The sequence below is a fragment of the Nannocystis pusilla genome (genome assembly GCF_020073745.1).
GTDB classification, from domain to species: Bacteria; Myxococcota_A; Polyangia; order Nannocystales; family Nannocystaceae; genus Nannocystis; species Nannocystis radixulma.
The window spans coordinates 1-18,969 of the sequence record NZ_JAIRAU010000059.1; the positions used below are offsets into that span (position 1 = coordinate 1).

General features: G+C 71.9%; 11 protein-coding genes. 6 read left to right on the plus strand and 5 right to left on the minus strand.

Going from position 1 to position 18,969, the window contains the following annotated elements; genetic code table 11:
- The 4 genes from K7C98_RS41570 to K7C98_RS41585 all read left to right on the plus strand — a co-directional run.
- Nucleotides 1–448, plus strand: a 448-nt coding sequence (locus tag K7C98_RS41570; protein ID WP_224197502.1) for a tetratricopeptide repeat protein, incomplete at its 5' end; no start/stop codon positions are given.
- 775 nt (nt 449–1,223) lie between these two features.
- Nucleotides 1,224–2,777 carry a vitamin K epoxide reductase family protein gene (locus K7C98_RS41575; protein ID WP_224197503.1) on the plus strand — a complete coding sequence of 518 codons (1,554 nt, stop codon included), beginning with the start codon at nt 1,224–1,226 and terminating at the stop codon, nt 2,775–2,777.
- Nucleotides 2,774–3,472, plus strand: coding sequence for a hypothetical protein (locus K7C98_RS41580; protein WP_224197504.1), 699 nt, complete (start codon nt 2,774–2,776; stop codon nt 3,470–3,472). Before K7C98_RS41575 ends, K7C98_RS41580 begins: the two co-directional genes overlap by 4 nt.
- Nucleotides 3,472–4,044 carry a TlpA family protein disulfide reductase gene (locus tag K7C98_RS41585; protein ID WP_224197505.1) on the plus strand — a complete coding sequence of 191 codons (573 nt, stop codon included), beginning with the start codon at nt 3,472–3,474 and terminating at the stop codon, nt 4,042–4,044. The genes K7C98_RS41580 and K7C98_RS41585 overlap by 1 nt, the downstream gene beginning before the upstream one ends.
- Nucleotides 4,045–4,051: 7 nt before the next feature.
- On the opposite strand, the gene K7C98_RS41590 is transcribed toward K7C98_RS41585, so the two are convergent.
- The 4 genes from K7C98_RS41590 to K7C98_RS41605 all read right to left on the minus strand — a co-directional run bounded on the left by K7C98_RS41590 (nt 4,052) and on the right by K7C98_RS41605 (nt 10,940).
- Nucleotides 4,052–4,627, minus strand: coding sequence for a hypothetical protein (locus tag K7C98_RS41590; protein WP_224197506.1), 576 nt, complete (start codon nt 4,625–4,627; stop codon nt 4,052–4,054).
- On the minus strand, nt 4,624–7,176 hold the full coding sequence (locus K7C98_RS41595; protein ID WP_224197507.1) for a bifunctional aminotransferase class I/II-fold pyridoxal phosphate-dependent enzyme/GNAT family N-acetyltransferase: 2,553 nt from the start codon (nt 7,174–7,176) through the stop codon (nt 4,624–4,626). Before K7C98_RS41595 ends, K7C98_RS41590 begins: the two co-directional genes overlap by 4 nt.
- A 176-nt stretch (nt 7,177–7,352) precedes the next feature.
- Entirely contained in the window at nt 7,353–9,968 is a 2,616-nt protein-coding gene (locus K7C98_RS41600) for a serine/threonine-protein kinase (protein ID WP_224197508.1), read from the minus strand.
- Nucleotides 9,969–9,977: 9 nt separating this feature from the next.
- Nucleotides 9,978–10,940 carry an ADYC domain-containing protein gene (locus K7C98_RS41605; protein ID WP_224197509.1) on the minus strand — a complete coding sequence of 321 codons (963 nt, stop codon included), beginning with the start codon at nt 10,938–10,940 and terminating at the stop codon, nt 9,978–9,980.
- A 1,123-nt stretch (nt 10,941–12,063) separates the two neighbouring features.
- Between K7C98_RS41605 and K7C98_RS41610 the strand changes: the two genes are divergently transcribed.
- A complete protein-coding gene (locus K7C98_RS41610) occupies nt 12,064–13,947 on the plus strand; it encodes an FG-GAP-like repeat-containing protein (RefSeq protein ID WP_224197510.1) in 1,884 nt (627 codons plus the stop codon).
- Nucleotides 13,948–13,989: 42 nt separating this feature from the next.
- Here the strand turns inward: K7C98_RS41610 and K7C98_RS41615 are convergent, their stop codons facing one another.
- Nucleotides 13,990–17,688 carry a phosphodiester glycosidase family protein gene (locus K7C98_RS41615; RefSeq protein ID WP_224197511.1) on the minus strand — a complete coding sequence of 1,233 codons (3,699 nt, stop codon included), beginning with the start codon at nt 17,686–17,688 and terminating at the stop codon, nt 13,990–13,992.
- Nucleotides 17,689–17,974: 286 nt separating this feature from the next.
- On the opposite strand from K7C98_RS41615, the gene K7C98_RS41620 reads away from it, so the two are divergent.
- Nucleotides 17,975–18,943 (plus strand): glycoside hydrolase family 16 protein, encoded by a 969-nt coding sequence (locus K7C98_RS41620; RefSeq protein WP_224197512.1) that lies wholly within the window; start codon nt 17,975–17,977, stop codon nt 18,941–18,943.
- The last annotated feature ends 26 nt before the right edge of the window (nt 18,944–18,969 follow it).

An 18,969-nucleotide genomic window follows, 5' to 3' on the forward strand; every position in this document is an offset into this window, starting at 1 on the left:
CCTGCCAGCGCGAGTCGGCCGTGGGCTGCCTGAACCTCGGGCGCACCTGGCTCGACGGCCGACAGCGGGCGTCAACGAGGCGAACGCGATCGAGCTGTTCCACAAGTCGTGCCGGCTCGGGGACGAGGATGGCTGCGACGAGCTGGCGCGCGTGGTGGCCAGGCTGCGCGACGTCTGCGAGAAGGGCGGCCCGAACCGCGGGAGCGACTGCTTGAACCTCGGGTGGGTCGTCGAGCGCGGCCTCGGCGTCGAGCAGGACGTCGCGCGCGCCGTGGCGCTGTACAAGAAAGCCTGCGGCGCCGGCCTGGGACAGGGCTGCTTCAACCTCGGCGTGATGCAGGCCGAGGGACGCGGGACCGAGCGGGCGGAGAAGGCGGCGAAAGCCAGCTTCCAGAAGGGGTGCAAGCTGGACCACGCGCCCGCCTGCGCGCGCGCCGAGACGCGCTGAGCGCTGCGATCACTCGAACAGCCGCACCCACACGTCCGAGGGATTGAGCACGTGCTGACACCTGCGACGCGCCGCCCCCGCTGTTGTGCCATGACACGGTGAAGCGGCCGTCGACCGCGACGATCGACGCGTCGTTCGAGTAGATCTGGTCGTCGCCGCGGTCCTGTCGGTGGTCGTCGGCCCGGGTCCCGTCGAGGTCCCGCTCGAACCTTCGGTCTGCGTGCCCCCGGCCGGAAGACCGCCGCCGCAACCGGGCGCGAGCAGGGCGAGGGCACAGGAGAGGGCGAGGACGCGCGGTCCGAGGAGCATCGGGCGGACGGGGCGCATGGGATCTGGCGGCGCGTCACCTCGGGGCTCGTCCGCGTCGAAGGGGGCGACGACCCGCTCCCTGGAGGCCCCGCCCTCGTACCGATCGCGGCGGTGAGCCCGCGTGATCGTCACTGGACATCGGGCCAGGGCGACGTCTACCGAGCTCGTTCGGCGCGAGGGCGGGAATTTGATCATAGTCAGCTTTCGCGGTGTATTTATATTGTTCTCGTCGCGTCGATCCGATCAATGTGAAGAGATCGGACCTGGCTGTGATTGTGATGTGTCAAGATGGGGTCGCGGGGCGGGGGCCTCGATCCCCGGCGCTGCGGCCGTCAGGCGGCATGCGCGGTGTCGGCTCGAGCCAGCGAGCTGAGCACGTTCGCGGGCCATGGGGGACCAGGGGCGACGATGGGGTCGCAATGTACGTAGTTGGTCGCGGCGCGGCGCCGCGTTAGTATGCCGGGTCATGAGGACTCGCATCTTCGGGGTCGGCCTCCTGCTCGCCGCGCTGGCGGGCTTCGTGTTCGCGAGCGCCTCGACCCTCGATTTCGTGCAACACCTCGATCGGCAGGTGCACGAGCTGCATTGCTCGTTCGCGCCGGGGCTGATCGCGGCCGACAAGGAATCCACGGGCTGCCAGGTCACGCTGCTGAGCCCGTACTCCTCGATCATGCGCACGTCGCTGTGGGGAGGGATCCCGATCTCGCTGCCCGCCATGGCCGTGTTCGCGTTCCTCGCCTTCCGGGCCATCGAGCTGCTGGTGGCGGACGCGAGCCGGCGGCGCACGGCGGCAGCGATCGCGCTGGCCACCACGGCGGTGCCCGTGCTGGCGTCGGTGATCATGGGCTACCTGGCGTTCACCCAGCTGCACGCGGCCTGCAAGCTGTGCATCGGGATCTACTTGAGCAGCGGCGCGGCGCTCGGGATGGCCGTGGGGGCGCTCCGGGCCGCGCGTGCCGAGGCTGGCGCACCGGTCGCGGCCGCGCCGGCGCAGCCCGGTCAGGCGCCTGCCGCGAGCGCGGCGCCGGTCGAGCCCGACAACGCGAAGATGTGGCTCGCCGCGGCCGGCCAGGCGTTCGCGTTCGTCACGGTGCCCGTGGTGGTCTACGCGCTGCTCGTGCCCGACTACTCGCGCTACGTCGGCACCTGCGGGGCGCTGATCCGGCCCGACGATCCGTACGCGGTGATGGTGCCGCTCGGGCCCACGGGCGACGGGGCGCCGGCCATCGAGGTGTTCGACCCGCTGTGCCCCTCGTGCCGCGCGTTCGAGGAGCGGCTGCGTGCGTCCGGCCAGGACCGACTGCTGCGGCGCCAGGGGGTGATGTTCCCGCTCGACAGCGAGTGCAACTGGATGGTCCCGGCCTCGCTCCACCCGGGCGCGTGTCGGGTGAGCAAGGCGGTGCTGTGCGCCGCCACCGTGCCCGGCCTGGGCGCCGACGCGGTGGTCCAGTGGGCGTTCGAGCAGCAGGAGGCGCTGCTGGCGGCGGGCAAGCAGGACCTCGCCGGGGTCAGCCGCATGATCGCGGCGCGCTTCCCCGAGCTCGGCGCCTGCATCGGCTCGGCCGAGACCGAGGCGAAGCTCAACAAGTCGCTGCGCTGGACGGTGAAGAACCAGCTGCCGGTGATGACCCCGCAGCTCTACGTCGCCGGCGTCAAGCTGTGCGACGAGGACTCCGACCTCGGCATGGACTTCACGCTGCACCACATGCTGCAGAAGCACGCGGCGGGGCAGCTCGCGTCGACCACGCCGGCCGCCGGGCCGCGCGAGCCGGGGGTGGTGCCGGGATCCGAGGCGGCGGCGCGGCAGACCGACAAGGCCACGAAGGCCGCAGCGAAGCGCGAGCCGGCGAAGGCGGCGCCCGAGGCCGACAAGGGCGCGCCGGGCCCGGCCGAGCCGGCCGAACCCAGGCCCGCCGAGCCCGTCGCCGAGCCCGAGAAGAAGGCTCCACCCCGAGCCACGGAGCTGCCCTCCGTGGCCGACCCCGAGACGCCCGCCGGCGGGCAAGAGGAGGCGCCATGAACATCGCGGTACGTGCCGTCATCGGCCTGGTCGCGGCCGGGCTGCCCCTGGGGATGACCACCGCGTGGGTGGCCAACGCCAAGGTGCGCCTCGCGGAGATCGAGCAAGGAGCGACCGAGAAGGCCCCCGCGGTGGCCACCGCGGCCGCGGCCAACGAGGAGTACTGCACGCCGCAGCTCAAGCAGGTGCTGCGCCGCGTGCTGCTGTCGTGCGGGCTGGCGGCGGACAATCAGGCGCGCGGGTGCCAGCCGGTCGACGCCAAGAGCGTGGCCACGATGGCCGGCGAGGACTTCAACGCGCTGTTCCTGCCGCTGGCCGAGCGGGTGAGCATCGTCCAGTTCGACCAGGACGAGTCCGAGCTCGACGCCGAGGACATCAAGCTGCTCGACCAGTCGTTCGCCGATCAACGCGGCGCGAGCTGGTTCCTCGCGGTGGCCCGCAGCTCGCCCGAGGGCAAGGTCGAACACAACCGCAAGCTGTCGCAGGCGCGCGCCGACGCGGTCATGGCCCACCTGCGCGAGCGCTTCGCCGACCCCGACCTCGACAAGGAGGTCGGCCTCCTGTGGCTCGGCGAGGAGTACGCCCAGCTCGATCAGAGCTTCTGCGACTGGCGGCGCAGCGGGGCCAAGGAAGAGTGCGACCCCGAACACATCAACCGGAGCGCGTTCGTGGCATGGATCGATTGTCGACTGTGATGATCGCGGCGCTCGTGGCGAGCGCCGCCGGTTGCGAGGGCGACGGCTCGCGTGCAGCGTCCTCGCGCTCGCGCGTCGATGCGGTGCAGGCGGCCGCGCCGGCGCAGGTGGATCCCAAGCAATTCTGCGAGGCGTGGCACGAGGCCGCCGCCGCGCCGGCGTTGTCGCTGCCGCCGCTCGCAAGCCCTCCGCCGGCGACGAGCGGCCGCAGCCGCTGGATCAACGTGTGGGCGACGTGGTGTAAACCGTGCATCGAGGAGCTGCCGCGCCTGGCCCGGTGGCGCGACGAGCTCGGCCGCAAGGCCGAATTCGAGCTGGTGTTCCTCAGCGCCGACGGCGATCCTGCGGCGGTGCAGGCGTTTGCGCGGGCGCATCCCGAGGTCGTGGGCTCGCTCGAGCTGCAGAGCGCCGACGCGCTGCAACCGTGGGCCGCCGCCATCGGCGTGCCCGGCCAGGCGGTGCTGCCGATCCACGTGTTCGTCGACGGCAAGGACCGGGTGCGCTGCGTGCGAACGGCGGGGATCGGCGAGGACGACCGCGCCGCGGTGGAGCAGCTGTTGCTGTCGCTCTGACTGCAATTCATTCACACGCGGGCGGGGCGCTGGCCTCCGTCTCCTGCAGCTTCGGCTGGCAGTGACCGAAGCCCTCGGGGGTGCAGGTCAAGGTCCAGAAGCCCTCGACCCCGCCCGCGCCCTCGCGGCAGACCGCCTTCTCGTTCAGCTTGCAGATGGTGAACGGACGGCACCCGAGATAGACGGAGGCCGCCGGATCGGGGGCGCACCAGGTGTCGTCGGTGCAGAGCATCGGGACGCCGTGGAGGGCCGTACATTTGTCGTCGAGGGCGAGACAGGCCGCCTCGTCCGCGACGGCGAAGCAGCCGTCGGGATCGTCGACCTCCGGCTCGTCCGAGGGCCCGACCATCAAGGCGCAGGCGGTCGGGCCGGTGGTGCTCGAACCCGCCTCGGTCACGCTCGTGCCTGCCTCGGTCACGCTCGTGCTCGCCCCGGTCACGCTCGTGCTCGCCCCGGTCGTGCCCGGGCCGCCCGTGCTGCTCGTGCTGCCCGTGGTCTCGGCGCCCGAGTCGTTCGACTTCTCGGTGCAGGCGGACAGCGTCGACATTCCCAAAAGTAAGGTGAAGAAGGCCAAGTGCTTCATGCGCGGCCAGGATACCTCACCTGCGGCTCGAGGGAACGGCGGTCATCGATGTCGCCTCGAACGGCCACGGCCGGCGCCTGCGAATGATCGGCGCTGCTTCGCAGGGCCGTGCGCGTGACGAACTCCTGCAGGCGGGTCGCCTGATAGGCATCGTCCGCGCGCACGAGGGCGAGCGCGGGGGAGGCGGTGGCCCCGAACCGCGTCTTCTCGTGGCGGGCGCCCATGCCGAGGTGGAGCCGTGCGCAGCCGAGCCGACCGGCGCGACGGACGAGCTGCCACAGCAATTGGCGATAGGGGTTGATCTTGCCGGCGCGGAAATCGTCGTAGTCGACGCCGCAATAGAGGGCACGGTATTCGCTTCCGGTCGGGCGCGCCGCGGCCCACGCGATCACCGGACCGCCGCCTCGCCGCCGCAGCAGCAAGAACTCCCACGAGCCGCTCTCGAGCTGGGCGCGCAGCAGCTCCGGAGGGAGGGGGAAGATGTTGATCCGCAGGTTCTTGGCGGCCATCCTGCGGTAGAGCGCGTACATGCGATGGAGCTCGTCGTCCGATGCGGCGCTGTGGCTGTCCCGGATCTCGAGGTCGAACAGGGGCGCCTGCTCGTGGACGGCGCGGACGTGTCGCCGCTGGCCGTGGCTCGCCAGCGCGGCGATGAAGGCATCCTCGCCGCGCCAGTCGAGCGGCACGTGGTGGCGCTCGAGCAGCGGCACGGGGACGAAGCCCTGGCCGGTCAGGACGCGCACGAGCTCGGGGTCGTCGCCGAGATCGCGGAGGACCAGGGTGCTGCAGCCCTGGGCCTTCATCTCCGCGACGCCGGCCTCGGCGAGGGCGATCAGCGCGGCGCTGCGGCCGGCGCCTGGCGCGAGGAACATGTGCTCGCCCTCGGAGGCCATGTTGCCCATCACGACGGCGCGGGAGGTGAACAGGTACGGATCGGCGAGCCGCTCGCGCTCGAGCGCCGCGCTGACCTCGGCGCTCATGAACGTGTCGTCCTTCATCAGGAGGGTGGTGAAGGGCGCCGCGGCGACGACCTCGTCGCCCCGGCGGATCCGCACGTAGCGGAACGACCAGCGGTGCTCGCGGCGAGGGTGGTCGCCGTGAAACACGCGTTCGATCGCCCGCAGGGTGCGGGCGTCGATGTACGACAGATCGCCGACGTGCGCGTCCCAGACCTCCGCGTCGAGCTGTTCGATGCTCGCGTGGGTCTCGACGGTGAGCGCGTCGGGATATCGCTCCGGGATCTGCTGCACCGCGGAGGTGAGCGGACGCGCGGCGCGGAGGAACGACGGGAGCACGCCCGCGAACTGCTCCTCGACCTCGTCGCGCGTCACACCGACGGCGGCGAGCACCGCCGGCAGGTGCTCGGCGATCGCGCGGAACAGGGCGTCGACCTGCGCCTCGTCGTGGATGGCGTTGATGGCGATCCTGAGCCCGCCGCGGCTGGCCGGTACCGCCGGGAAGCCGGACACGTTGACGTGAAAGCCCTGGTCTCGCAGACGTTCGGCCATCAGGTACACCGCCTCGACGCGGCCGAGGGCGATGAAGAAGATCGGCGCCTCGTTCTCGATGAGGAGCGGGATCTCGAGCGTCCGGCACAGCGCGTTGGCCTGCTCGATGCGGGCGCGCAGCGCGGCCTGGCGCGCCGCGAGCTCCGGGCTCAGGTGGATCCGCGCCGAGGCGATGCTCGCCCCGAGATCGCCCGGGCGCAGCGGCCCGGAGAACGAGAAGGGTCCGCCGACGAGCCGGGCTGTCTCGAGCAGCCGGCGGTCCTGCGCGACGACGACGCCGCCGCCCGTGGCGAACGCCTTGGCGAGCGAGGTCACCAGGACGACGCGCTCGCCCAGCGGAAAGCGCGACAGCAGGTGCCCGCAGCCGCGGTCGCCGGCCCAGCTCATCCCGTGCGCGTCGTCGACGAACAGCCGCACGTTGGGCGCGACGGCCAGCAGATCGTGCAGGAAGCCGGCCGGCAAGTAGTCCCCGTACATCGAATAGACGCCGTCGCACGCGAACCACACGTGGTGGTGCGTGCGCGCGAGCCGAGCGACGACGTCGAGCGACCGCTCGAGCTCGCCGTGCTTCACCACCACCTTGTCGGCGCCGCTGCGCGCGCATTGCAGCGTGATCGCGTCGTCGACCGAGCGGTGGACCTGGTGGTCGCAGACGATCGCGTCGTTCTCCGCCAGCAGCGCCGGCATCACGACGTGGTGGGCGATGCTGGTGCTCGGCAGCAGCAGCACCCGCGACACGCCGAAGATCCGCGGCAGCAGGTCCTCCTCGAGCTCCGGATAGAGCGGACAGGACAGGTAGCCGCGGCTGAACGAGGTCTGCGTCCCGTAGCGGCGGTACGCCTCGACGCCGCCGTCGATGAGCCGCGGATCGAACTCCAGCCCCAGGTACGAGCAGCTGCCGAACGACAGCAGTCGCTTGCCGGCGACGCTGATGTGTCGGTCGTCGAACCGCTGGTCCTCCGCCGACAGGAAATAGTGCCCGCGGTCGCGGCCGTGGCTGTGTACCTGGAATATCGCCTCACGAAGACTCGACGCGTCCATAAGCTGTAAGAGTGCGATGATAGCAGGCCTGCGAGACCTGCAAGATGTAGATTTGCCCTGCCGCTCGTTGATGAAGAGCGCGATCCGCACTCGAGGGATTCGTCGCGCTCGCGCACCCGATATGTGCGACCCGTCGGGTGCAGCAATTGTTTCGGCTGAGTCGCAGCGCCGGCGGCTCAGGTCCCGTCGCGCTGCAGCAGCGCCGCCGCCTGCGCGCGCAGCGGCGCGGTCGCCTCGGACTTCGTGGCGAGCACCTGCTCGAACCATTGGGTCGCGGCGGCGCGTTCGCCCTGGGCGGCCGCGAGCTCGCCCGCTCGCAGGGCCGCGCGGACGCCCTGCTCGCTGTCGCCGGCGCCTGCCTCTGCGTAGACCGCCACGGCCTGCTCGTACGAATCTCGCGCTTTGGCGAGCTCGCCGGCCGCGGCCGCGAGGTCGCCGAGGCCCGCGTGGGCCTCGGCGCGGAGAGTGTCGCGGATCCCGTTCGCGTCGGCGACCCGGAGCGCGCGCGTATAATGATGATCGGCCTCGTCGCTGTTCCCGGCCCCGGCGTGGGCCTTGCCGAGGCCGACCAGCGGGTAGAGCAGGTAGCGGTGCTCGGCGTCGTAGGTCGCCTCCATCAGCGCCAGCGAGCGGAGGTAATGCGGGATCGCGTCGCGGTGGCGACCGCGGCGGACTTCGACGTCGCCGAGCCCGTGGATCGGGTGCGCCAGCAGCGGGTGTTGTTCGCCGAGGATCGCCACGAACAATTCGGAGGAGCTGACGAAGTTGGTCCACGCCGCGTCGAGCTGGCCCTGCTCGAGGTACATCAGCCCGAGGTTGTTGTGGACGATCGCCTCGAAGGGCTCGCGCTCGCCTCGCTGCCGCAGCTCCGCGAGCGCCTGACCGTACTCGCCGCGCGCCGCCGCGAGATCGCCGCGGATCTGCTGGATCGTGCCGACGTTGTTGTGGAACAGGACGCGGAGGACCGCGTCGTCGCCGGCGCGCTGGATCATCGACTCGGCGAACGGCGCCGTCGCCAGGGCCTCGAGCGGGCGGCCGAGGTGATGCGCGACCACGAACATGTGCACCGTCGCCGCCTCGGCGGCGGTCGCGTGCAGGTCGTGGCGGATCCCGAGCCGCGTCGCCCGCTGCAGCGCGGCCTCGGCCTCCTCGCCGCGCACCAGGTTCATGAGCACGCGCCCCTCGACCAGCGCGGCCTCGGCGTCGAGCGGCGCGTAGCCGAGGCCCGCCGCGTCGTCGCGGGTGCGGCGGGCGAGCGCGAGGCCCTCCTCGTAGCGACCTGTCCGATCGAACACGTCGGCGCGGGCCAGGTCGGCGCGCAGCGCGGTCACTCGCCCGGCCACGACGGGGTCGTCGGGCAGCACGAACGACAGCAGCCCGCCGGCGTCGGCGCAGGTGGCGAGGCTCGGCAGCGCGGTCGCGGCCTGGACCGCGTTCTCGACGACCGCGTTGTTGGCGGCCGCGAACACGTCGACGAGCGCCGACAGGTGGGCCTTGCGGCGATCGAGGCAGGCGACGCGGAGGTCGGCGAGGTTGTCGGTCTGCGCGCCGGAGGCCCGGTCCTCGCACGCGGCCTGGCGCTCGGTCACCCACGCGCGCGCGTAGGCGTCGATGCGGCCCTGGACCCGCCGGGCCGTGTCCGTGGCGAAGGGCAGGTGCGTCGCCGCGAAGGCGCGCGCGACCGCGGCCTCGCGCGCCGGGTCCCACACGCCCGCGAGCTGCTCGACGCCCACCTGGCAGCGCCGGCCGTCCTCGGCCCGCGAGACCGCGACGACGTAGCTGGCCAGCGACGCGGCGCCGATCAGCGCGGTCATCGCCGCGATCCGCCCGCGCACGCGCCACGGGTCGTGCTCGAGCGCCTCGATCATCGCGGCCATGCTCGGCCAGCGCCTGGCGGGGTCGATCTCCAGCCCGCGCAGCAGCGCCTTGAACACGCGCCGCGGCACCTGCGACTCGAGCGGCGGCGGCGGGACGACGCCGCGCCTGACCGACGCGCGGATCGCCGACCACGAGTCGCCGCCGAACGGGCGCACGCCGTAGAGCGCCTCGTACAGCGTGGTGCTGAAGCTGAACTGATCGGCGAGCGGGCTGGCCGGCCGGCCGAAGTGCTGCTCCGGCGACATGTACGCCGGCGTGCCGAGCGAGTTGCCCATCTGCGTCAGGCGGACCGACCAGTGCAGGTTGTTCGAGCGATCGGGAGAGGATGTCCCCGGGGACATGTTGGTGGACTGCGACGAGGGCCAGCCCTGCTCGGTGTCGACGAGCTCGTGCTCGAGCGCGGCGGCGCGGGCCGAATCGTCGGCGCCGCCCTCGGCCTGCACGAGCCCGAAGTCGAGGACGAGGGCGCGTCCGCGTTCGTCGACGAGCACGTTGTCGGGCTTGAAGTCGCGGTGCACGAGGCCGGCCGCGTGGGCGGCCGCGAGGCCGCGACCGGCGTCGCAGATCGTGCGCAGGACGAGCTGCCACGGCCGCGGCGCGGTTCGCAGCCAGGTCGCCAGCGTCTCGCCCTCGACGTACTCCATGGCCAGATAGATGCCGCCGTCGTGCTCGCCGACCTGGTAGACCTGCACGACGTTCGGGCTCGACAGGCGCGCCATCGCCTGCGCCTCGCGGGTCATCCGCTCGCGCACCGCCGGGTTGTCGAGGAGCTGGCGGCGGACGAGCTTCACCGCGACCTTGCGCTCGAGCCTGGCGTCGTAGCCCTCGTAGACGACGCCCATGGCGCCCTCGCCGAGCTTGCGCAGCACCCCGAAGGGGCCGATGCGGACCGGATCTGCGCGGGTATCGCTCATCGCGCGGCTCTACGGAGCGCCCACGATCTTGCCGCTCTGGAGGAGCCCACCGGAGGCGAACGGCGCGCCGCAGGCGGGCAGCTCGCAGCTCAGCGCCTGCGGGCCGAGGCGCATGTTGTCCGCATTGAGGCAGACCGCCCCTTCCGGTCCCCACTCGGCCTCGACGACGAACGGATGGTCGGGATCGACGTTCTGGATGCCGAGTTGGTCGAGGACGTGAATCACCGTACCCTGCTGGGTGTGCGACACGCCGTCGCCGCAGTAGTCGGCGCGGACGAGCCGCGTGCAGGCCTGGTGGACCTCCCGCAGGTCGGCGAGCCACGGCTTGTAGCCCCATTCGACGCACTTCGCCAGCGCCGTGTCGCGGCACGCGAAGGTGACGCTGCCGGCCGCGGGCGCGATGCGGCCGCCGGTGCCCGGATTCCACACCTCCGTCAGCAGGATCGCCTGCGTCGGCTCGCCGGTGTTGTCGAGACACAGCGGGCCCCAGCCCCCGGAGTCGACCTTGAGCGAGACGTCGAACAGCCACACGTCGGAGCCGGGGGCGAGCCGCTCGACGTCGAGGATCTTCAGCATCTTCTGTCGCGTCGTCCCGCCCTCCTTCACCTCGAAGTGCAGCTTGGCGTCGTCGAGGGCGTCGCCCGACAGCTCCTCGCCCTGGTTCGAGGTGACGACCAGCGCGCTGCCCTCGAGCCGGGCGTCGTCGGCCACGCCCTCGCCCTTCACGTTGATTTTCTTCAGCTGGATGTGGTCCGAAGGGCCGGCGGGCCCGTTGAGGAGCGCGCCGTTGAGGAGCGCGCCGTTGAGGAGCGCGCCGTTGAGGAGCGCGCCGTTGAGGAGCGCGCCGTTGACCTGGGCGCTGCGCGCCTCGATCTCGTCGCACCCGCAAGCGTCATCGCCAGCCCGCGGCTCGTCGCACGCCGCCATCGCCGTCATCGCCACCACCGCTCCGAACAACGAAGTGATTCGCATCGAACCCTCCCGCGTCCGATCATTATACACAACATCCTTCGCCGGTCGCCAGTTCCGAATGTCGATCCGCGTGTACGACCCTGTCGGCCGCCTCCGTCGAATCCGACCGCTGTCGACCGCTGTCGACCGCTGTCACTTCGTGGGAGACGAACAATGTTGACTTTGCCGGCCGAGCGGCGCCGGGAAGGCGACAGATTGGAATTCTCGGCGCCGGCGCCCTCGAACATCCGTTCGCATCGCCGGCGCCGACGCGGGCACAAATGGATATCGGTGAATCCCCGGGCGGCCCTGTCGGGGCAGGTCGCCGGATCTGCCAGCACGACGCCGCTCCTGCCTTCGTGTTGATGAGAGTGTGATGTCTTGCGACGTTCGCGGCAGCGGCGCCGGATCGCCGTCGCCCGCGGTGCCTGCGGACCCCGACGGTCGCGTCGGCCGGTCACGCCGTTTGCAACTGCGTTCATTCATTCGCCGGCACCGACGAGGCGTCGCCGACGATTCGCGTCAGCGATGATTCGCGGGCCCTCGCTCGAATCGCCGGGTAGGGGCTCGGCGCCGAACGGCGGTCGGCGCCGACGACGGTGCGATTGGCACGTCGAGAGTCGAGCCATCGGAGCGCCGTGAACCAGCTCGACGGCGAGTCGCTCGAGGCGAGGTTGCGCCATCGGGGTCGAGATGCACTTCGTGCGCGCGTGCCGTTCGCTACGAGGTCGGCTCCGCGGCTGCAGGTCGAACGCCAGGGGCGTGCGGATCTCGTGCAGGCGGTGTTCGATGCGAGAGCGGGACCGAACGCGGAATCGACGGCCCGAGGTGCGTGGTCGCGCCATCGCAGTCACGCGTGAAGGCGCCGGGCGACGGCGACCTGGGGCGTCGCCCGAGGGTAGACACCCGCCGATCCACGCCTCCCGCCGCAATGCGGTGACTGCATGGCGCGCCCTGCCGCCGCGGCCTCGCGCCACGGCGTGGTGCTGCTCGACCCCAGATCCGCGGGCGGCGCAGCGGGTCGCCTCATCAGGCCGTGAGCTTTATTATCCGCGCCGCGCGACGACGTTCGCCGCGTCCCGCGGGTCGGTCGATGAATCGTGTTCAACTCCGGCCGAACCCGCGAAACACCGGAGGCATTACCTTGAATCGACAATACATCGCCTTCGCCGCGACCCTCGCGGCCCTGTTCTCGACCGGCCCGGCGTCGGCCTACCAGCTCGTCCCCGGCGCCCTCGATCCGCAGGCCTGCCAGGGTCAGGGCTGCTGGACCAATCACCTGCGCGTCACCGATCTCGACGGCGACGGCGACCTCGACATCCTGCTCGCCAACTACGCCGACTTCTTCGCCGGCGCCGACAAGCCGGAGCCGCTGGTCGTCTACCTCAACAACGGCATGGCCGAGTTCAGCAACGAGTCCGCGGCCGCCGTCGCCGACTACGCCGGCAACATCCGCCAGGTCGCCGTGGGCGACGTCGACGGCGACGGCGACCCCGACATCTACGCGCCCGACGGCGCCGGCGGTCCGCACGTGCTGTTCATCAACGACGGCATGGGCGTGTTCACCGACGAGGCCGACGCGCGCCTGCCGGGCGACCCGTACCCGCAGGGCGCCGCGGCGCGCATGGGCGACGTCGACGGCGACGGCGACCTCGACATCGTGGCCGGCGACGGCTACTCGCAGGACGCCCCGGCCCAGGTCGCCCGGCTGTACCTCAACGACGGCAGCGGCAACTTCGAGGAGGCCGACGGCGCGCTCCCGACCGAGCTCGCGGGCGAGGACGTCGACGACTTCGACCTCCTCGACGTCGACCGCGACTTCGACCTCGACCTGCTCGTCAACCCGCACGCGAACGGCGGCGGCAACCTGTGGATCAACGACGGCACCGGTACGTTCACCGCCGCCGAATTCCCGGCGAACGCCAACACCGGCTTTCACTACAACCCGGGGGTGTGCGACGTCGACGGCGACGGCGACCTCGACGTCTGGATCGACAACATCGGCGGCAACTATCGCGAGCAGCTCCTCATCAACGACGGCGCCGGCGGCTTCACCGACGAGACCGCGGCCCGCGTGACCGGCAACCCGGCCGGCAGCGACGACAACGGGGTGGTCTGCGCCGACCTCGACGACGACGGCGACTTCGACGCGCTCGTCGTCTCGCTGTCCGGCCCCGAGCGCTACCTGGTCAACGACGGCGCCGGCAACTTCTCGGCCTTGCCCGACGTGTTCCCCCCGCCGACCGATTGCAGCCTGTGGGCCGAATTCGGCGACCTCGACGACGACGGCCGCCTCGACCTCGTCACCGGTCAGGGCGAGTGCAGCAGCTCCGACGAGGTGTACCTCGCCGGGGACTCCGACCCCGTCGATTCGCAGCCGCCGAAGCTCCTGGCCGTCGAGGAGGTCGCCGGCCCGGTCGCCGCCGACGCCACGCCGGTGGTCCGCTTCGCCGTCAGCGACCGCACCGTCACCGACGAGGGGCCGCGGCTCGCTCGCGCGTACGCCGTGATCGACCCCGACGGCGCCGCGACCACCGTCGACGCCAGCTTCATGGGCGGAGATCTGTTCCGCGTCGTCCTCCCGCCCGCGCGCGGCACCGTCGTCTTCCGCGTATGTGCAGAGGACGACAATGGCAACAACGCCTGCGCCGCCGACCAATCGTATCAGGCCGGCGAGGACCCGGGCACCACCGGTGACACCGAGGGCGACACCACCGAGGGCGACACCACCGAGGGCGACACCACCGAGGGCGACACCACCGCGACGTCCGGCAATGACAGCACGACCGGGACGCCCGGGACCACCGGCGAGCCGCCGACGACCGGCCCGACGCCGACCACCGGCGCCGCCAGCGACGCCGGGACGTCGGAGGCGAGCAGCGGCGGCGACGAGTCGTCGGACGGCGCCACCGGCTCCGGCCTGACCGACAGCAGCGGCTGCGGCTGCGCCAGCGACGGCGACCGCGGCCCCGGCTGGCTCGCCGTGCTCACGGCGGTGGGGCTGCTCGGCCGCCGCCGTCGCCGCTGACGTCGGCTCCACGTGACGCCCGCCGGCGGGCGGGCGCACGCATCACGGGCAGTTGCCCGAGCTGACGCTGTCGTTCTTGGCGAGGCCGGGGGCGTCGGCGAAGCTGACCGGGACGGAGCTGCAGAACCAGATCCCGCAGTCGTTCTGCAGCTGGAAGTGCAGGTGCGGGCCGGAGGTGTAGCCGCTGTTGCCGGACAGGGCGATGAGCTGGCCCTGCTGCACGACGTCGCCCTTCTGGACCTTCATCTCCCGCAAATGCATGTAGAGCGCGACGGTGCCGTCGGCGTGCTTGATGCCGATGAAGTTGGCCTTGTTGTGGCACGCCTCGAGCAAGCCCGGCGGGTCGTAGCACTGCGAGCCCGCGGGCGAGCGCATCTCGAGGTAGGCGATCGTGCCGCCGCGCGCGGCGTGCACGGGGGTCCCTTTGGGCATGGCGAAGTCCCACGCGTAGGCCTGGCTGCCCTGGTGGGACGAGCCGAAGTTGGCCTGGCTGCAGGTGAACGCGTCGCCGCACGCGTACGGCAGCTTGTAGTCGGAGTCGTCGTTGCAGCTGTCGGGCACGCCCACCATCTCCTCGTGACAGCCCTTGTCGCACACCTGCTTGACGATCCACGCCTCGCCGTCGCAGCCGAGGATGTCGTTGTTGTGCTCCGGCACGAGCGGCACGCTGCACGGCGGGTCGAGGGTGAGACCGTGCGCGGCGGCCCCGCTGCCGCACCACGCCTCCTTGACGAAGCAGTCGCACACCGGCAGCAGGCACGCGTCGGCCTCGCCCGGGGCGGTGACCTCACAGCCGGCCTCGCAGGCGGCGCCGAGGCTCCATTCGCCGCCCTCGCAGTGCAGGATGTCGCCCTCGTGACCGGCCAGCACGGCGACCTCGCAGCCGGCCGTGTCGGCCTCGACGGCGACGCCGTGGCCACAATAGGGCCCGTCACCGCCGAAGCACGGGCAGGTCGCCGGCGGCCCGCCGGTGGTGGCGGTGTCGAGGCCGGTGGTGACGGTGCTGGTGGTCGAGGTGGTCGGGCTGGCGCTCGTCGTCGGCTCCGCGCCGGTCGTCGGACCACCTGTACTTGCAGGCATGTCACTGGTCAGCGTGGCCGCGGTGCTCGGTGATTCGGAGGTGCCCGTCGCGTTGCCGCTGTCGACGAAGCAGGCGGTGAGCGCGACGAGGGCGAGCGGGGCGATGCGGAGCGACATGGACGACGATCGATAGCAGGCCGTGCGTCGCGGGGGCAACGCGCGCGGGCGGCGGACGGCGCGGCGCCGGGTCCCGAGCAGGAGCGCGAGGAGCAGCCATGGGGCAGGGGCCTGATTGTGCGTGGTGCAGGCGCACCCCTGTTCACCCGCCTGGCCACCGCTGCCGGCGCTGGTATCTGCAGTCGCGCCCGAACTCGAGCTCGTGGGCGCGTCACCGGTGCCGCCGGCACCGGTCGTCGGCACTGCGCCGGTGCTGTCGGGGGTGTCACCGGTCGCGTCACCCGTCGCGTCGCCGGTGGTATCGACGCCGCCGATGCAGTCGTCGTCGACGACGCCGTCGCAGTCGTCGTCGAGGCCGTTGCACAGCTCGGGGAGGGGCTGGCAGCGCGGGCCGCCGAGCTGAAGGGTGCCGAACACCGCGGGCGACTCCCAATTGGGGCCGGCCCACGCGGGACCGGCGAGCGCCGCGAGGAACCCCGCGCCGGTCGACGGGTAGCATTGCAGGCCCGCGTCGGCGCGGACGCACAGGTCGGCCCGGCGATCGCCGTCGACGTCGGCGAGGCGCGGTCCGGCGTAGATCCGCGGGGCGAGCCACGCGTCGTCCGGGCTGGCCGGCCCGTCGATCCGCGCGCCGAAGCCGGCGCCGGTCCACGCCCAGCAGCCGAAGGTGTCGCCGTCGCGGGCGCACACGTCGAGGTCGGCGTCGCCGTCGATGTCGGCGAGGCGGATCGTCGAGTAGACGGCCGGGGCGGCGCCCCCGTCGGCGTCGGCGAGGATCGGCGCGTCGACGGCCTCGCCGAAACCTGTCCCTGTGGACAGGTGACAGCGGAAGCCGGCCGCGGCGCGGGCGCACAGGTCGGCGCGGCCGTCGTGGTCGACGTCGGCGAGGCGAATCGTCGAGAAATAGGCCGGCCGGGACCAGCCCATCTCGTCGCTCCAGGCCGGCCCGGCGATCGCGGTCGTGAACTCGCCGGCGGCGAGGCGGCACTCGACGCCGGCGTCGGTGCGGGCGCACGCGTCGGCCCGCCCGTCGCCGTCGACGTCGCCCATGCGCAGGGTGGTGTAATTGGCGGGGTCGGCGAAGCCGGCGTCGTCGCTGAACGCGTCGCTCTCGATCGCCGCGTCGAAGCCCGCCCCGGTCGACGGGTAGCAGCGCAGCCCGGCGGCCGCGCGGGCGCACAGGTCGTCGCGACCGTCGCCGGTGACGTCGGCGAGGCGGAGCGTCGAGAAGTACGCCGGCAGGTTCCACCCCGACTCGTCGGCGAGCGCGGGCCCTTCGAGCGCGGTCGCCAGCGGGGCGACGTCGGAGCGCCAGCAGCGGACGCCGGCGTTGGCGCGGGCGCACAGGTCGGCGCGCCCGTCCCCGTCGAGGTCGCCGGTGCGCAGCGTGGTGGCGTTGCTCAGGTCGCCCCAGCCGGAGTCGTCGTCGAGGCCGACGAACAGCTCGTCCTCGTCGAGCGCGCCGCCGCGGGCGCAGCGGATCCCGTCGGCGGCGCGGATGCACGCGTCGGCGAGGCCGTCGCCGTCGATGTCGCTGCTGGCGCCCGGTTGACCGAGGGGCGCGTTCAGCAGGCCCTCGACCAGGTAATCGACGCAGTGGCCCGGCGCGGTCGCCCCCGACCCGGCGAAGATGCCCCAGTGATTGGCGACGGCCCGCGTGCTGCCGCCGCCGTTGTTGCCGTTCGTATCGTTGACGTAGCCGTCGCCCTCGACCCACAATTGCGTGGAGCCGCCGCCGTCGAGGTTGAAGGCCTCCCAGGCGCCGAGCTTCTCCATCACCTCGGCGAGCTCGGCCCCGTACAGCCCGGCCGAGACGTTGGTGCGGCCGTCGACGGCGAGGAGGATGAAGGTCCGGCGGTCCTCGGTCAGCCCCATCGCGCTGCGCGGGTGACGGGCGCGCATGTCGGTGCGGTCGGGGAAGCAGCTGTCCGCGGTCGGGTCGCTGCAGGTGACGCGCTTGCCCTCGACGACGAGCTCGGGGAACCCGCTGACGAGCGCGACCGTCCCGTGCGGGACCGCGTGCGTGACGGAGGTCGGCCGCCAGCCCTCGCGGGTCGGATATTCGTCGGGGTGCTTTTTGGTCCATCCGCTGTGATTGAACTCGACCCAGTGCGGACCGAACGCGATCCAGCCGTAATCCTGGTAGTACCACTCGCCGTCGTACGCGGGATCGGTGCCGGTCTGCACGGCCGGCCACGCCGCGCCGCCGCCGACGGCCGCGCCGTAGACCCGGACCGGCCCGGTCTTGTAGAAATCGCCGTTGATGGCGACCTGGGCCCCGACCGAGTCGGCCCACGAGCCGGCGGTGCGCAGCGACTGCGGCGCCGCCGTCGCGCCGACGCGGACCTGCTCGGTGCAGAGATCGACGAACACGGCCCACGCGCGCGCGGTCGGGCCGGTGAGCTTCAGGGTCTGGACGCGCACGCCCGGGTACGGCGAATCCTCGCCGCTCACGGTGACCTCGACGGCGCGGGCCGGCGCCGCGACGAGGCCCAGGGTGACGAAGGCGAGGAGCGGAGCCAGCGAGCTTCCATGTCGAGGCATGCGCCCGTTGTACTGCGAAATGCGGGCAGAGATCGACGGGTCGTCGCCTGCCGCGAACAGCGTGGTGGGGGACGGCGGCCGGGGCCTCGCGTCCCCAGACAGACGAATGTCGGCACCCGTGCGAAGGGCGATACGCGCCTGCTCCGGGCGCTGCACACTGCGCAGGCCGCAATGCGTGTGCCTCCTCATGTGTCGACCGAATCGGTCTTCGCCCACACGTGGGAGCCTGTGCCAACCTCGACCTGCCGGATCCCGGCGTACCTGCCCTTCACGAGCCATTGACCATATGAACTCTCGAACCGCGTGTGTCACTCTCTGCTGGATCTCGCTCGTCGGTCCCGGGGCTGCAGGGTGCGGCGCGCCGACGAACGATTCGACGGACTCGAACCTCACCGGCTCGTCCGGCGGCCACACCTCGACGAGCTCGGCGACCGGGGTCGTGACCAGCGGCGGACCGTCGAGCGCGAGCGAGACGGACGAGGGCAGCAGCGGCTCTTCGAGCGCGAGCGGAGCGACCGGGGCGAGCAATGACAGCAGTGGGTCCGCGGACTCGAGCGGCCCGGGCAGCGAGAGCTCCGGGTCGCCCCTCGATATCCCGGGCTGGACGCTGACCTTCCACGACGAGTTCGAGGGCGACGCGCTCGATCCGGCCAAGGGCTGGCTGGTCTACGGCGGGCCGCAGGGCAACGCGCCCGACTTCTCGCACTTCGACCCCGCGCAGGTGAGCGTCTCCGACGGGGCCCTCCACCTGAAGATCGAGGAGCGCGAGGTGAACGGGCGCCCCTACGCTTGCGGCGGCGTGGAGCCGGATCTCGGCACGGTCCAGACCTACGGCCGCTGGGTCGCGCGCGTGCGGTTCCCCCCGGGCAAGGGGAACGTCGGGTACATCGGCCTGTTCGGCGAGACCACGACCGAGATCGATTTCGGCGAGGTCGCCGGCAAGTCGCCACTGCAGAACAGCTTCACCCAGCACTGGGGCGACGGCGAGTCGGAGCAGTACACCTGGTCGGGGACCGACTCGACCGCCGATTTCCACGAGTACACCCTGATCTGGGAGCCCGGGACGCTGACCTGGCTCGTCGACGGCGAGGAGCTGCATCAGATGACGCAGCACTTCGACGACGCGCCGCTGCTGTTCGCCATGGGCGACTGGGCCGCCTCCTGCGACATCGATTGGGCCGGCTGCCCCGACGATACGACGCAGTATCCGGCGTACATGGACGTCGATTACGTGCGCATCTACAAGAAAGAGTGATCACGAGCGCGGTACGATCGCTCCTA

Excerpts from the sequence above, each read along its gene's own strand:
- K7C98_RS41575 (WP_224197503.1), top strand. The coding sequence starts at position 1,224 with ATGAGGACTCGCATCTTCGGGGTCGGCCTCCTGCTCGCCGCGCTGGCG.
- K7C98_RS41590 (WP_224197506.1), bottom strand. The coding sequence starts at position 4,627 with ATGAAGCACTTGGCCTTCTTCACCTTACTTTTGGGAATGTCGACGCTG.
- K7C98_RS41600 (WP_224197508.1), bottom strand. The coding sequence starts at position 9,968 with ATGAGCGATACCCGCGCAGATCCGGTCCGCATCGGCCCCTTCGGGGTG.
- K7C98_RS41620 (WP_224197512.1), top strand. The coding sequence starts at position 17,975 with ATGAACTCTCGAACCGCGTGTGTCACTCTCTGCTGGATCTCGCTCGTC.
- K7C98_RS41595 (WP_224197507.1), bottom strand. The coding sequence starts at position 7,176 with ATGGACGCGTCGAGTCTTCGTGAGGCGATATTCCAGGTACACAGCCAC.
- K7C98_RS41615 (WP_224197511.1), bottom strand. The coding sequence starts at position 17,688 with ATGCCTCGACATGGAAGCTCGCTGGCTCCGCTCCTCGCCTTCGTCACC.
- K7C98_RS41585 (WP_224197505.1), top strand. The coding sequence starts at position 3,472 with ATGATCGCGGCGCTCGTGGCGAGCGCCGCCGGTTGCGAGGGCGACGGC.
- K7C98_RS41605 (WP_224197509.1), bottom strand. The coding sequence starts at position 10,940 with ATGCGAATCACTTCGTTGTTCGGAGCGGTGGTGGCGATGACGGCGATG.
- K7C98_RS41580 (WP_224197504.1), top strand. The coding sequence starts at position 2,774 with ATGAACATCGCGGTACGTGCCGTCATCGGCCTGGTCGCGGCCGGGCTG.